Consider the following 13,234-nt stretch of genomic DNA (forward strand, 5'->3'; position numbering starts at 1 on the left):
TCAATGTCCTTGGTCTTGGGAGGTCTGAAGCCAGGTGCGAGCTTCGCCGTCGATCATCGCCACACGGCCGCCGTCGTCGGAATCCATGTAGATGCCGAAGCGGCCGGCTTGCCGCTCGCGCACGTAGCGGCGCAACATGGATCGCAGTTCGTGCGTCGCGATCGCATCATCAGGAAGATCGTGGAGCGGGAAGAAGCGCAGATCGGATGGCAGGCTCGTGCCGGCGCCGCCCTCACCCGCCAGCCGGGCGCGATAGACCAGGTAGCCCGGGTCGCTGTCGGCGACATCGAAGACGGAGTAAAGGAAGGTCTCGTCCGGGACGAGGCTGAGCGCGTCGCCACCGTCGATGACGAGCTGGCTGTCGGCTTTGCGGCGCCGTGCTGACGGCAGAACCCAGCCGCCCTTGCCATCCGAACGCAGCAGCAAGCCTTCACCGGCCTCGATCAGATAGCCGATGATCATCCCATGCGACGCAAGCCAGCCGTTTGGCAGCGGGTCCTTCACACTGGCATAGCGGCCGCGGCAAAAGCCGAGCGGTGCGGTGGGACTGGTGCCGAATGCGCGAACCTGGCCGATCAGGATTGCATGGTCGCCGGCGTCCACGGTGTTGTAAGTCGTGCAATCGAACCAGGTCAGGCTGTCAGTCAGGACCGGCGCGCCCGTATGGATATGATCGTGGGTCACCGACTGGAATTTGTCGGGGGATTTCGAGGCAAAGTTTCCCGAGACGTCGACCTGTCCTTCATGGAGGATATTGACCGCAAAACATCCCGCATTCGTGAAGGCAGGATAGCTCGACGCGGATTTCGCGACGCAGACCAATAGCAGCGGCGGATCGAGCGAAACCGACGTGAAGGAATTCGCCGTCATTCCACGCGGCGTGCCGTCTTCGTCGCGGGTGGTGATGACGGTGACACCGGTTACAAACGTGCCGAAGGCGCGACGAAGCGCAATCGGATCAATCGGCACGTCCGTCGATGCTGCTGTCTCAACCATGCGCTTCTCGCCTCCTCACCATCAAGTTGGTTGGAGGCTAACGCCGTGATGGCGACCATGCTTCCATGGCTTCAAAGGAGGAGCGAAGGAACTTCTCCATCGATCCCGAGGAGACGATCAAGGGCGCAGAAGATCGGTGGCGACGAGGTCACAAGGCGATACTTGGCCGATGAAGATAAGCTAACTGCTGACGGTAGAGCGGTTGTCGATGACGCCGTGCAGGCGGATCGCGAGCTCGACGGCAAAGCGCTTTTCCGGCGTCTCGACATCGACGCCGAACAGTTCCTGGATGCGCGCCAGCCGATAGCGCAGCGTCGTCACATGCAGGCCCATAGCATCGGCACAGGCCTGATTTCGGCAACCTTCCTGCAGATACACCGACAGGGTTTCGAGGTAAGGAGTACCGTTGTCACGGTCGTGATCGGCAATGGCGCCCACGCTCTCCTGCACGAAGCCGCGCACGTCGCCCGCCTCGCAGGCGGCGACCAGCATCGGCAGCGGGCCAAAATCCTGGGCGGAGACCGCCCCGGTCAGGCCGAATGAACGCCCGATGCGGATCATCCGGGCGCAGCGCTCCCAGGCTGGCGGATAGTCCGAAAGGGCCGCACATCGATTGCTGGCGACGACGATAGGTGCCTCGTCGAAATAGCGGCCGAGTTCCTCGGCGATACGCCGCGCGAGCTTTGTCGTGCGCTCTTGCCGCTTACCCGTATCATGAGGGACGAGGCAGACGACGCCGCCCTCGACCGCGATCAGGTTTGCCTGGACGGATGCCTGCTGCATGACACGCGAGAGCGTGTGCTCCACATCGACAGAAGCGCCGCCAAATGCCTTCGTCTTATCCGGAAAATCGACGACGATCATCTGCTGAGGCGTTGAGAAGCTGAGCCCGAGCCGTTGAGCCCGCTGGGCGACATCACCGGCATTACGCCACCGCGCCTCCACGATCTCGAAAAAGAGTTCGGTCTGCGTCCGCGTCTCGAAGCGAAACCGGATGAAGCTTCGCATCATCTGCACGCTCAATGCAAACTTGGCGCTGTCGAGCATCAGGAGATCGAGATCGCTGAATTCGCGGGTCGTCGGGAAAATGATGAGCGCCCCAACCAGTTGATTGTCGACCATCAGCGCTTCGATGCGGGCCGTTATTTTGAACCGTTGCGTGCCGTCGTCGAGGTAGAGGCTCACGGCGTCGGCCGTCCCGCGCTCGACGGCATCACGGGCCGCCTTCATCAGCGGCCGGCTAAGAACGGTAGCGGCCGCCTGCTGCCAACCAGCCTCGTCGTAAAGCGCATTCGGCGACCGGCCAGCAACGACCTGATTGGCCGTGAAATCAACGACGACGGCCGGGTTCGGCAACATCTTCCCAACCATGCTGGAAAGCGATGCGACCGACCCGTCGCTCAACACATGTTCGAGCAGCGACGTATGCGCCTCCAGCGCGCGTTCCAGCCGCTGGGCGGATCGCTTCTCGGCTTCGAGACGGTGTTCCCGTTTGACGGCGATGGCGCCGAGGTGGATGATCGTGCCGAGAAAAGCAAGGTCGTCCTCCGACACTTCAGTCACCTCGCGGGCGATGACGCTGAGCACCATCGGGCGGCCCTCAGCATCCCTGCAGTTCATCGGCATGACGAGCACCGTTCGATAGTCGCGCTCGAAGGCCTCTTTTCTGTAGCCCGGAAACTCGCCCGACGCACGCGCGTCCCTGATATAGACGGGCTCATTGCGCTGCAAGGCGATCAGGGAGGGGCTGGTCGCCAGCTCCCACTTGTCGGGCAGCTGCCGCTCGATCAGCGTTGGATCATGGCGCACGATGACATAGGCGTACCCATGCGCCGCGTCGATCCCCATGATTGAGCCTAGGGCCCAGTTCGCATGGCGGCATGCAGCGGCGATGAGCTGCTGCAATGCCGTCTGAAGATCGCTACCGCTGTTAATCTGGCTCGCGATGTCGCGGAGCGACAATATCCGGGACTTCTGATCCAACTGCCTCGCCTCTTGATTTCTATCAATCAACATGCGCGCCGGTAGTGGACAAGTCTACTTCGTTCCGATGGATATCTTCGGCCAAACTTTCTATGAAAGGTAGTATCTTCAACGCCGAGTTCGCGGGCATCGAACTGGCGATGACCTCGAAGCCGCTATCCCATTAGGCTTCAGTCAACGCCGGCTTTTTCGAGCACTGAGATCGCCAGAACCTTCGCCCCCGTCTTGATGGAAGTCTCCGGGGCCGGAGCGAAAAATGGCGAATGATTGGAGGGAACGGGCCTGTTCTCTTGGCGGGCTTTTTCAACCTGTTCGGGTGAGGTCCCGCCAACCCAATAGAAAATGGAAGGCACGCCCGCTTCTATGAACTCGGGATAGGTCTCGACGCCCAACGTCGGCTGGACCGCGGTCGGGACGTAGACGACGCCGTCAAAGGACGCATCCAATGCCGGCCTGACGTCGCCGATCAGCTCTGACGAGTTCGTGCCGGCCACAGCGCCGCCGCCGATGCGCAGCAGTTCCGGTTCCGGCGCCATGGCGATTGCGCCGTCGTTTTGGCGACGCGCTGCATCGCCTCCAGCAGCAGCTTGCGCGTCTCCGGCGTGGTCGAACGCATGGTCAACTTCAGCTTGGCCTGATCGGGGATGATGTTGCCCGCAGGCCCCGCCTGAAAACTTCCGACCGTAATCACGCCCGGTCCGCGCGGATCCTTCTCACGGCTCACAACAGCCTGGATATCGGTGACGAAACGCGCGCCCTGGACAATCGGATCGATCGAGAGATGCGGAGCGCTGCCATGCGCCCCGCGACCCTTGAAGGTCAGGTCGAACGTATCGGAGTTTCCGCTGAAGGCACCGTCCTTCACGGTTATTTTGCCGGCGGGATCACCGTTCACGTGCATGGCGAAGCCAAAATCTGGCTTCGGAAACTTCTCGAACAGGCCGGCCTTGAGCATGGCCGTTGCGCCGCCCCCGATTTCTTCGGCCGGCTCACCGACGAGGAGCTGCGTTCCATGCCAATTATCCTTCATCTCGACCAGCAATTGGGCCGCCCCAAGCCATGACGCCATATGGATATCATGGCCGCAGCTATGGGCGACAAAGACCTTTGCCGTCTCATCTGTGTTTCCAGGCCATTGGGTTGCCGGAACCTGTACGCGGCTGGCGCAATCGAGCCCGGTCTTTTCCTCCATCGGCAGCGCATCGAGTTCTGTTCGCAGCATGATCGTCGGGCCGTCGCCATTCCTAAAGACACCGACGAGAGCGGTACCCGCACCGAAGCCGACGGTCACCTCGAAGCCAAGCTTCTCCAATTCTGCCGCCAGACGCTTTGCCGTCCGTGTCTCATGAAAGCCGAGTTCAGGATTGGCATGGAGTTCCTTGTAGACCTTCTCGAGTTCCGGATACTTCTGGTCGATGAGCCTATCGAGCCGTGCGCTCGCAGCGTAAGCTGTGCCCGCGGAAAGCTGCAGGACAGCATCAAAGCGGTCGTGTTCGCCAGTAACGTCTTCATTTGGTTCCCTTCCATCTGGTGGTCGCCTGTTGGCGGAGCCATGATGGGCGGGCGCAGAGACGGGCGCATTCTCACGGACGGAGGAAGACCGATGCCATTTTTTCTCCACTCGGAACAAAGGGCCGAAATTTCCTCCAAAAAGAAGACGATCTAGATTTCGCTCATTGAGCGGAGTCGTTCAACGCGGGGATCTCCTTGTCTTTGCAGCAACGACCGGTGCCCACTTCCTCGAAACAGAGGAAGAAATGCCCAGGCGAGCCGGTAAGTTGTCGCAAGTTTCCACTATCAGCGGCGTCCCAATGACACTCGGCATCCGAAAAATTTGCACCTTCCTGGAAGAAACCCTTATCGAAGGCGGCAAGATAGCGCCGCGCCCGGTCAACGTCGTCTTGGTGGCTGCAGTGATCCAGAACCCCTGGGCAGGGCGAGGCTTTGTCGAAGATCTGCGGCCGGAAATCACTCGCATCGCCGGTGAACTTAGCCAGGAGATGACGGGCCGGCTGCTCCGCCAGATGCCTGCGGATAAGGTCGAGGCTTGCGGCAAGGCCGCGGCCGTCGGCATCGCCGGTGAGATCGAACATGCCTCGGCGATGATCCACACGCTGCGCTTCGGCAACCCCTTCCGCGAAGCGATCGGCGGCACGAACTACCTCGAATTTGCCAACACTCGTAATGCGCCGGGCGCTCTGTTGTCGCTGCCGATGATGCACAAGAGTGAAAACGGCAAACGATCGCACTTCCTTACCGCCAACTTCCAGATCGCCGACGCCCCCGGCCCCGACGAGATCATCGTTGCTATCGGCGCTGCCGATAGCGGTCGCGCGCACGCGCGCATCGCCGACCGTTTTCAAGACATCGCGGAAATGGAAGCAGAAAAGGCGGCATTGCTCGGAAGCGCTTGACGCAGACCAGAGCGCGATACCGCCTCAGGAGTTTGCCATGAGACTTGACGCGATCGACCTACGCATCCTCGACGCCATCCAACGGGATGGCCGCATCACCAAGCTTGCACTCGCAGAAAAGGCGGGCCTTTCTGCCACGCCCTGCTGGATGCGGCTACGCAGATTGGAAAAGGCCGGCATCATCAGCGGATATCACGCGCGCCTATCTCTTCGACGGGTAGCCCCCGTCGCAAGCGCCATGGTCGAATTGACACTTGCCAGCCACCGCCAAGTCGACTTCGACAGATTCGAGCGGGTTGTTCGCGACATTCCCGAAATCGTCTGCTGCTGGTCAGTCGGCGGTGGCGTTGACTATGTCCTGAAGATCGTCGCTGCCGACATCGACGCCTACCAGCGCCTGATCGACACGCTTCTCGACTGGGAACTCGGAATCGCCCGCTACTTCACCTACGTCGTCACGAGGACCGTCAAGGAAGACCCAGTTGTGCCAGTGTCGCTTCTCGTGGCGACTTGACCCTTTTGCGAATTGACTTCGCCTTTGCGCCGGCGCCTTCACCTTTTCGGAACAAGACGTTTCCTGCACCTCGCTCGAGGCCATCTTTTCTTGCTGAGATCCCGGAACGATTTCGCGATGCGGGCGTTTCCACGTTGTCTTGATTCTGTTTCCCCAATCAGGGTCAGGCACAAGGCTTCACCAATGTCCCCCAGTGAAGTCTCCTCGATAAGAGCCTCTGGCCTCGTCGTGCCCCCGACGGGGCCATACTTTTTAAGACAGCTCTTTATCGGAAAGCGCTTTGATAGGGCGAGTGCGGCTTCCAGGCTTTGCGACGAAAATTGCAGAAAACGCGCATGGAAACGTAGGGTGCGGGAAAATGTTCCACCATGGGACTTCAGTCCGATAACCCCTTCGCAATGGTCCTAATACCGTAGCTGCGCGACGCTAGCCGCCCTAGATTTTGTTTTAGCCCATGGCCAGCTCCCCTGCGCGCTGCGGGCGAACAACGACACCAGGGCGGCCTTCGTCCCTTCGGTTCGCCTTGGTGTCGCTGATGATCGAAGGAACTCAAGATGTACGAACAATACCGCTATAACCAACCAGAGCGAAGATTCTCAACCGGGCTTCCTATCGGAGTGATGCTGCTGGCGATTGTCGCCATCGGCGGCTATCTTTTCGTGGGCAGCGCGCTCTCGAACGCCCCTGGCCAACAAGTCACCGCTGTCCTTCCAACGCCGGTCGCCCCCTCGAACTAGGCGCTAGCGGAAACGGGGGACCGGCCATGAGACTTATGCACCTCGGACGAGCCCGCCTGGAGATGGCTTTACCCCGCCATCGCCCCCAGTTGCGCCTGGCGAGAGACCCTGGTCTGCTCGATCTCTTCGAGGCTTACGCGCTGGCCGCCTCGGCTCTCGACGATCTTTTGCAGGAGTACCCGGCTCGCATCCAGCTGATCACCGAATATCAACAGATCTGCGCCGACTTGCAGACAGAGGTCGTCGTCCTGCTCACGCTCACGGATGAGCGACTGTTTCCATGATCGACCGCGGCCCAAGCCCATGCCGCTACGAAGGGACAGGGTTTGCCCTGTCGCACCGAGCGATCGAACCCTGACAAAACGAACACAGCGGAGGGGGTCTAACCATGACCGAACGACGCCAGATGGACGCAAGCGAAATACCGGCATTCGTTTTCGATGTCATTGAAGCAGGCTGCGACATTTGCGCTGTCGGCCATGACAGTTACGTCATTGGCGAAATTGACGAGCAGATCCAAGCGAGCAGAACCCTTGATCGAGTACTAGAGAAATACGGAAACCGCGACCGTGTGAGATGGCAAATCGTTGCCTATCTCTGGTCAATCGGCCGCTTCGTGGAGCTTACGTCGGAGGCCATACGGCACTGATTGCGCGTCGAGCCACCGAGGTTGCCGGCATGTCCCAATGAAAGCATGTTTCGCCGCGGTCGGCTGGTCCGACCACATCCCGGGGATAGCCGAGAGGGCGGCGCCCAGGCCGTATCCGTCAGGCAATCTCTTAGAACCACGTGCCGACAGCCGGTTCTTGCGCGAGAAGCTTCTCTTCGAATGGTTACCGCCGACGGATGCCGTCAATTGCTTCGCACCGACAAGAGTTCCGCTGTCGGGTGAATGAGCCGTTGGAGCAATTGTTCAACTCGCTGGGAACAGGCGCCATGAAAGCTCGTTATATCGGTGAGATACAGAGGAGTCTTTCATGTCCGGTTTCGCAGACCTGCCTCCCCTTGCTGATGACATCGAAGCCGGGCTCGCGGCCTACATGACCGACCCGGAGCTTTCACCGTCCCCTGCCGGTCGAGCCGCCGCAATTGAGACTATTTTGCGCGACTGGCTTGTCGCACATAGTTACATGGGCGCCCCCCCGGATCCCGCCCCCATTCGGTTAGATTCCGAAGGTGTGAATCGAGAAGAAGTCCAGTATCCAGGTTTTATCAAATAGCACCCTGACGCAGGTTCGCCTCCCGCCGGCCCAAGTCAAGCAATCGAGCCTAGTCCCGAGCAGGTCCAACTCGCTGGATGCATGCTCCTTACCAGGCGCTATCGAGGCGTTTGCGCACGCGCCAGCGATCGGGCAATGTCGACGATGTCTTTTCCACCACGCGAGGCGTCACATCCGGATCGCCCTTCTCGATAAGCGCGCCGATCTCATCAAGCACTGCAGAGCCCTGACCAGCGGATAGGCTCCCCACTCATGATTGACGGGCAGACTTGACTTCCTTCCGACAACGTCGCCACATCTTCGTCGCTGGCAAACTTGCCTCGGTCGGCCTCGCGCAATGTAGCACTGATATCGTTGATGTCTCGACCGCGGGTGGTGTGGCTGTCATATTTCGCGCGTCGGACAAATGCTTTCGATCCGCAGAGAGGAAATAGACTTATGGCAGATGAGGTCAAATTGGACGACAACCAGGTTACTGCGACCGCTCCGGCGGAAGTGGCAGCGCCTAAGAAGCGCGGACCACGAGCAAAAAAAGTGGACGCTGCCACGGCAGAGTCAAGCCCCGCACCGAGCGCCGGGAAAGGCCGGAAGCGCAAGGAAACTTCGGCCGAGGCGAAAACTGCAAGTCAACCGAAGCGCGCCGCAAGGGCAAACGCCGCAAGGAAGAACGACGACAAGAGGACGGCCGCGCAATCGCAAGTACATGACGAGATCGCGGATCTTCTTCAGCTGGAGAAAGAGAATTCGCGGCTTCGCCGGGAGCTCGGCGATAAGTTGCGGGCCGAGAATGCTGAGTTGCGCAAGCGGCTCGGGCTCAGCTGAGTGTTAATGAAAGACCGATCGTCTACGCGATCGGTCTTCGTCAAAGCATCCTTCGGAGATGGCATGGCGCAATCCTGGATGACGAGATATCATGAAATCACCATGGAAGTTCTTACTTGATCTGACCTCAAGAGGCAGAGCTGTCGAGCCCCGGGAATCTATATCGGAGCCCGTGAGCGAAAGCTCGGATGCGCCCTTGGCAGGAATGGATCCTCCTGCAAGTACTCAAACGACGGATGCGGTCACAAACGCTGCCGACCCGGAGCCGAGCGAAGTCAAAAACAATGTCCGGACCGGCGGAGCAAATGCGGTTGATTTCGAGACCGCCAGCCACAGCACAAACCTTTTGGGCGGTCAGGCGCCCGAGCAGGCGGATCGACCCGCACGCAAACCACACCGACGGCAAACAAGAGACAAGAGATCAAGCGCCTCCGTTGCGGTGGATCCTCGGGTCGAGTATGGCTCACCGAGCCTCCGTGCTCCCAAGCAGCCGATCTCTTTAGCCGATGACGTGGCCGCCCTGGATGAGGAAATAAGAATGCTAAGGCGTCAGCTTTCGGAGAAGCTGGTGCTACAGAACGCCCAACTCAAGAAGATGCTAGAGCGATTTTGACGCTTTACGCGCTGAACCAGCTTTGGTCCCTGGATATCGATGAAGCCACAACAGCGAAAGTTCATTGTCGAAGTGAAATCGGCGCGCCGACGTTCGACAGGTCGACCAGCCTCTATTTGGGGCGACACCGATCTGAAGGCATTTGTGCGTGAGGCGGAGGCCGAAGTCCCACATCTGTTTCTTGCTGAAGCTCGAATTGGTGACCAGCCACCGGAGGTTACGGAACCGCTCAATTCAGTGGCTGCGGCGGTCGATGATGCCCCAACAACCGCTAGTCAACCAGAAGTGCCAGAAGAGAGTGTCGTCCCCAAGACAAGCTCGGCAGATGCGTCAGCCAACGCCACCTTCCCGGTAAAGCCGCCCGAGCGTTCGAAGCGTCCTCGTTCGACGGGTTTGGCGCGGCGCGTGCCAACAAAGTCAGTGCACATTGCAATTGCAGTCACTGTTGACGAGCTGGCGTCACTCCAGGATGCAAACCTCCGGCTGAAAAAGCGTCTGGTTCGGAAGCTTCGACAGGAAAATGCGGTACTTCAGAGTATGCTGGATCGGTTTGAGGCGCATTAAATGCGAGCTGGATCGCCCCCATCTTGGTCCCGCTTTAAGGAGCGTCGCGATCGACATCTTGCGTCGGTTTAACGGCTTCCTATCTCTGTGGCGTCTTCGACATGGAGCCCCGAGATGAATCGACAGACAACCCGTGCCAGTTCTGACCGACAGATCGAAATTCTTCCGCCTGAACGCGAGCCACGAAACACGTCCGATACCGTAGTGTGCCTCTGTTGCCAACAGAAGCACCTCGCCTCACTGATGGATGTCGACGGTTGCGGCATTTGTGAGGACTGCCTCGCACCTCGTTAATCCTGAACCCCACTCGGCGACCTTCTGTGCAAGTGGCTGGGAGGCAGGAAGTACTTCGCAGCGCTATTGGACGCGGCCCGTCAGAGGGCGACGTCCGCGGGCAGACTGCTCCAACTTCGATGTTGCAGTAATCCGGTGGAACGATGACGGCTTGCGAAGGGTCCAAAAGCTGATGGCGCCGATGCACCCTCAGCAACTGTTCCCGCGAAATGGCCGATGGGAAGCCATCGGCTCCTACTGCTGCTTGGCGAGCGCGTCGATCAACCCGATCTGAGAACGAACGCCTCTTCGATACTCGTTGATGAGGATTTTCGCTTCCGCTGTGGCGTCTTTTCGGCTGATCTTTTGATGACGGCACCATGCGTCAAGCACGCTCTGGAGCAGCGCAACGTCGTTCGGTGCGATGCTCGAATTCTCCAGGTTCATTTGTTGCTCTCCCAAGACGACAAATTGCCCCGAATGACGCCGCCCCCGGCATCAAGGCGATGATACTCATGGAGCAGCCGTTAGGAAGTAAACGATTGGTGAGGAGCAAACTAAATTCAGTGGCATCGGATCGCGGGTTTCCCGCAAGTCGATTTCCTGTGACTGAGCAGTGCTGCAGGTGCCCGCATGCGTTGTGTTCCGCCATACCGAGACCTAGCTGCGATCCAAATTGAACGACGTTGACCATGGATCCTGAAATGGTCAACGTCGCACCTTGGAACCACAGAAGGGCGCCAGCTAAAAGCAGCCAGCAAACCTGGCAAACTTGCCAGGCCCGTATTTCTACCTGCTTTGACGGCCGGGCGGCTCAGAACTCCTGCCAGTCGCTGCTGACATCGAGTGCTGCATTGCCGTGGTAGGCTGCCGTCCTACGCGTCGACCGATGCGGCTGAGAGCTGTCGTTTCTTGTGGTCGTTCGCCCGTTCGACTCTGAGTTGCGCCTTGGAGTTTGAATTGGCTGACAAGTCCTCTGAGGCGCACCGCCTCATTCGCAAGTGTGTTGGAAGCCGCATTGGACTGCTCCACCATTGCCGCATTCTGCTGCGTCGTCTGATCCATCGCGTTAACTGCGGTGTTGACTTCGGCAAGCCCGGCGGACTGCTCTTTCGCAGATGTGGCGATCGATTCCATGTGGGTGTTGATTTCAACAATGAAGCCACTGATCGTTTTCAACGCAGAGCCTGCGTCACGGACGAGTTTCACACCGTTGTCCACCTCTGCGGAAGAGTTGTCGATCAGGCCTTTGATTTCCTTGGCAGCCTGTGCAGAACGCTGGGCGAGTTCTCGAACTTCCTGGGCAACGACCGCAAAGCCCTTGCCGGCTTCTCCCGCCCGGGCCGCCTCAACGCCGGCGTTGAGAGCGAGGAGGTTCGTCTGAAAAGCGATCTCGTCGATAACGCCGATGATGTTGGAAATCTGCTGTGAGCTTTCCTCGATCTTTCGCATGGCCTCTTCGGCGTGGGATACGACCTGGGCGGATTCGGCTGCCGAACGGTTGGCGCGGCTTGCAACCCCCTTTGCCTCCTCAGTTCGCTTAGAGGAATTGGCGACGTTGACTGTAATCTGGTCAAGCGCCGCCGCGGTCTCTTCGAGCGACGCAGCCTGTTGCTCGGTCCGTTTCGAAAGGTCGTCGGTTCCGACCGCGATCTCGCGCGTGCCGGTATCGAGGGTCGAAATTGACCCGGAAATCTGCACAAGGGTCGTGCCGAGTTGAGCAACGGACTGATTGAAATCGTGGCGAAGTGTCTCAAAATCCTGCGCGAAGGCATCGTTAATCTGGAAGGCCAGATCGCCTGATGCCAGTCTCTTGAGGCCGGCTGCAAGGCCCGACGTTGCGACGCGCAAGCGTTCAGCGGCATCATTTTCGGCCTTTTCCTGCATCGCAATGCGCTCGACTTCGGCGCGTTTGCGGCTTTCCTGAGCTTCCTGCTCAAGCCGCCGGTTGGTGATCGCGCCCTGGCGGAAGACTTCGAGGGCCTTGCCCATGTCGCCGATTTCGTCGGCATTGCGAGCAAGTTCGATCTGCGCGTCCAGTTGACCCTCAGCAACGAGGCCCATGGAAGTCCCAAGCTTGTACATGCCCCCGATAATTCGTTTGAAGGTGACGAATCCGACGATGAAAAGCATGAGCGCCAAAGCGGACATGGCGATGGTGATGAGCATCCAATAGAACGATGCCTTGACACTGGCCTCGTCGACGGCCGCTTGCGTGCGATGCTCCAGTTTCACATAGAAGGCATCCACCGGCTTCATGATCTCGGCCTTGAATCGGTGATAGTCCGGCGAGTTCAGCATTTTCGTCGCCTTGCTCTTGGCTTCGGGGCCAAGTTTGGCGGCGTTGTCAACGAGCGCCATCGCCTCGGTTTCAAGCTTGATCAGCGCATCAGAGCGCTTTCCCGCCTCGCCGAGGAGGGCGAATTCCTCTTTGGTGAAACCAGCCTGCTGCATCAGATCTTGCATAGAAACAGCCGTTGCGTCAGGACGCGGCTTTGCGTCCCCGCCTGCGACGAAATCCCAATAGATGCGGTGATAGTCTTCGGGCCGCGGTCGCGTTCCATTGCGGATTTCAACGACCGCATTGTATTGGTCCTTGAAGGAAGGGTCCCCCGTCTCGGCGTAGGTACGCACGAGGCGAGTCAAATCATCCGACGATTGCCGGAAGTTGTCAGCCAGCATGTACGAGTGATATTTCTGGTCGTAAGCCCGCGTAACATCAGCTGCTGCACCCGCGTAGCCCCAAAGACTGGTGATGAGGCCAGCCATGGTCATACCGGTGACCGATGCCAGAACGATAAATTGGCTCTTAATTCTCATGAAGACGATTCCTGATGTGGATATCGCTGCTGGCGTGCCGAACTCATTTCTATCGCCAGTGGCCATACCTCACATGAAAGCAGGTGGACCGGGCTGCATTGCCCGAAGCAAGTATCCTATAGAATAAATTGGTTATTGAACGGATAATGGGGTCACTGATACGAGACGGCATCAGCATAGTCAGCAACCTCACCTTTGAGTTGCAATAATTATCAAGTGAGTTTGTAGTTTATTCGATTGTGTTAACCGGGACAATTTCCACCCACAAACGGCGAGGA

At 58.9% G+C, this 13,234-nt stretch carries 17 protein-coding genes; 10 read left to right on the forward strand and 7 right to left on the reverse strand.

Annotation, left to right across the window (positions count from 1 at the left end):
- The 4 genes from IB262_RS25945 to IB262_RS25955 all read right to left on the reverse strand — a co-directional run bounded on the left by IB262_RS25945 (position 1) and on the right by IB262_RS25955 (position 4,600).
- Positions 1–996 carry a flavin reductase gene (locus IB262_RS25945; protein WP_034799936.1) on the reverse strand — a complete coding sequence of 332 codons (996 nt, stop codon included), beginning with the start codon at positions 994–996 and terminating at the stop codon, positions 1–3.
- Positions 997–1,176: 180 nt separating this feature from the next.
- Positions 1,177–2,979 carry a helix-turn-helix domain-containing protein gene (locus IB262_RS25950; protein ID WP_192493976.1) on the reverse strand — a complete coding sequence of 601 codons (1,803 nt, stop codon included), beginning with the start codon at positions 2,977–2,979 and terminating at the stop codon, positions 1,177–1,179.
- A 170-nt stretch (positions 2,980–3,149) separates the two neighbouring features.
- A complete protein-coding gene (locus tag IB262_RS35740) occupies positions 3,150–3,515 on the reverse strand; it encodes a hypothetical protein (RefSeq protein ID WP_210207587.1) in 366 nt (121 codons plus the stop codon).
- Positions 3,446–4,600, reverse strand: a complete 1,155-nt coding sequence (locus IB262_RS25955; protein WP_348646937.1) for an amidohydrolase — start codon at positions 4,598–4,600, stop codon at positions 3,446–3,448. The genes IB262_RS35740 and IB262_RS25955 overlap by 70 nt, the downstream gene beginning before the upstream one ends.
- Positions 4,601–4,790: 190 nt before the next feature.
- On the opposite strand from IB262_RS25955, the gene IB262_RS25960 reads away from it, so the two are divergent.
- The 6 genes from IB262_RS25960 (at position 4,791) to IB262_RS25985 (ending at position 7,864) form a co-directional block, all read left to right on the forward strand.
- On the forward strand, positions 4,791–5,393 hold the full coding sequence (locus tag IB262_RS25960; protein WP_060519031.1) for an amino acid synthesis family protein: 603 nt from the start codon (positions 4,791–4,793) through the stop codon (positions 5,391–5,393).
- Positions 5,394–5,430: 37 nt separating this feature from the next.
- Positions 5,431–5,907, forward strand: coding sequence for an Lrp/AsnC family transcriptional regulator (locus IB262_RS25965; RefSeq protein ID WP_060607921.1), 477 nt, complete (start codon positions 5,431–5,433; stop codon positions 5,905–5,907).
- 554 nt (positions 5,908–6,461) lie between these two features.
- Positions 6,462–6,644, forward strand: a complete 183-nt coding sequence (locus IB262_RS25970) for a hypothetical protein (RefSeq protein ID WP_192372395.1) — start codon at positions 6,462–6,464, stop codon at positions 6,642–6,644.
- Positions 6,645–6,670: 26 nt separating this feature from the next.
- Positions 6,671–6,928, forward strand: coding sequence for a hypothetical protein (locus tag IB262_RS25975; protein ID WP_060582097.1), 258 nt, complete (start codon positions 6,671–6,673; stop codon positions 6,926–6,928).
- Positions 6,929–7,032: 104 nt separating this feature from the next.
- On the forward strand, positions 7,033–7,293 hold the full coding sequence (locus IB262_RS25980) for a hypothetical protein (protein ID WP_226020835.1): 261 nt from the start codon (positions 7,033–7,035) through the stop codon (positions 7,291–7,293).
- 328 nt (positions 7,294–7,621) lie between these two features.
- The gene (locus IB262_RS25985; protein ID WP_034799922.1) at positions 7,622–7,864 is read left to right on the forward strand and encodes a hypothetical protein; all 243 of its coding nucleotides are present in this window, start codon (positions 7,622–7,624) and stop codon (positions 7,862–7,864) included.
- A gap of 88 nt (positions 7,865–7,952) precedes the next feature.
- Here IB262_RS25985 and IB262_RS36510 read toward each other — a convergent pair whose 3' ends face one another.
- Positions 7,953–8,081, reverse strand: a complete 129-nt coding sequence (locus tag IB262_RS36510; protein ID WP_255382115.1) for a hypothetical protein — start codon at positions 8,079–8,081, stop codon at positions 7,953–7,955.
- Positions 8,082–8,302: 221 nt separating this feature from the next.
- Here IB262_RS36510 and IB262_RS25990 point away from each other — a divergent pair, with 221 nt between their 5' ends.
- The 3 genes from IB262_RS25990 to IB262_RS26000 all read left to right on the forward strand — a co-directional run bounded on the left by IB262_RS25990 (position 8,303) and on the right by IB262_RS26000 (position 9,863).
- Positions 8,303–8,686 (forward strand): hypothetical protein, encoded by a 384-nt coding sequence (locus IB262_RS25990; protein ID WP_060519029.1) that lies wholly within the window; start codon positions 8,303–8,305, stop codon positions 8,684–8,686.
- Between the two features lie 91 nt (positions 8,687–8,777).
- Positions 8,778–9,299 carry a hypothetical protein gene (locus IB262_RS25995; RefSeq protein WP_127890335.1) on the forward strand — a complete coding sequence of 174 codons (522 nt, stop codon included), beginning with the start codon at positions 8,778–8,780 and terminating at the stop codon, positions 9,297–9,299.
- A gap of 39 nt (positions 9,300–9,338) precedes the next feature.
- On the forward strand, positions 9,339–9,863 hold the full coding sequence (locus IB262_RS26000) for a hypothetical protein (protein ID WP_127890334.1): 525 nt from the start codon (positions 9,339–9,341) through the stop codon (positions 9,861–9,863).
- A 528-nt stretch (positions 9,864–10,391) separates the two neighbouring features.
- Here IB262_RS26000 and IB262_RS26005 read toward each other — a convergent pair.
- A complete protein-coding gene (locus IB262_RS26005) occupies positions 10,392–10,583 on the reverse strand; it encodes a hypothetical protein (RefSeq protein WP_034799920.1) in 192 nt (63 codons plus the stop codon).
- A gap of 342 nt (positions 10,584–10,925) precedes the next feature.
- Positions 10,926–12,128, reverse strand: coding sequence for a methyl-accepting chemotaxis protein (locus IB262_RS36735; protein WP_348646935.1), 1,203 nt, complete (start codon positions 12,126–12,128; stop codon positions 10,926–10,928).
- Between the two features lie 48 nt (positions 12,129–12,176).
- Between IB262_RS36735 and IB262_RS36740 the strand changes: the two genes are divergently transcribed.
- Complete coding sequence (locus IB262_RS36740) at positions 12,177–12,971, forward strand: hypothetical protein (RefSeq protein WP_348646936.1); 795 nt, start codon at positions 12,177–12,179, stop codon at positions 12,969–12,971.
- Positions 12,972–13,234 lie beyond the last annotated feature (263 nt).

It is taken from the genome of Ensifer sp. ENS02, from assembly GCF_014851885.1.
In the GTDB taxonomy this organism is placed as follows: domain Bacteria; phylum Pseudomonadota; class Alphaproteobacteria; order Rhizobiales; family Rhizobiaceae; genus Ensifer; species Ensifer adhaerens.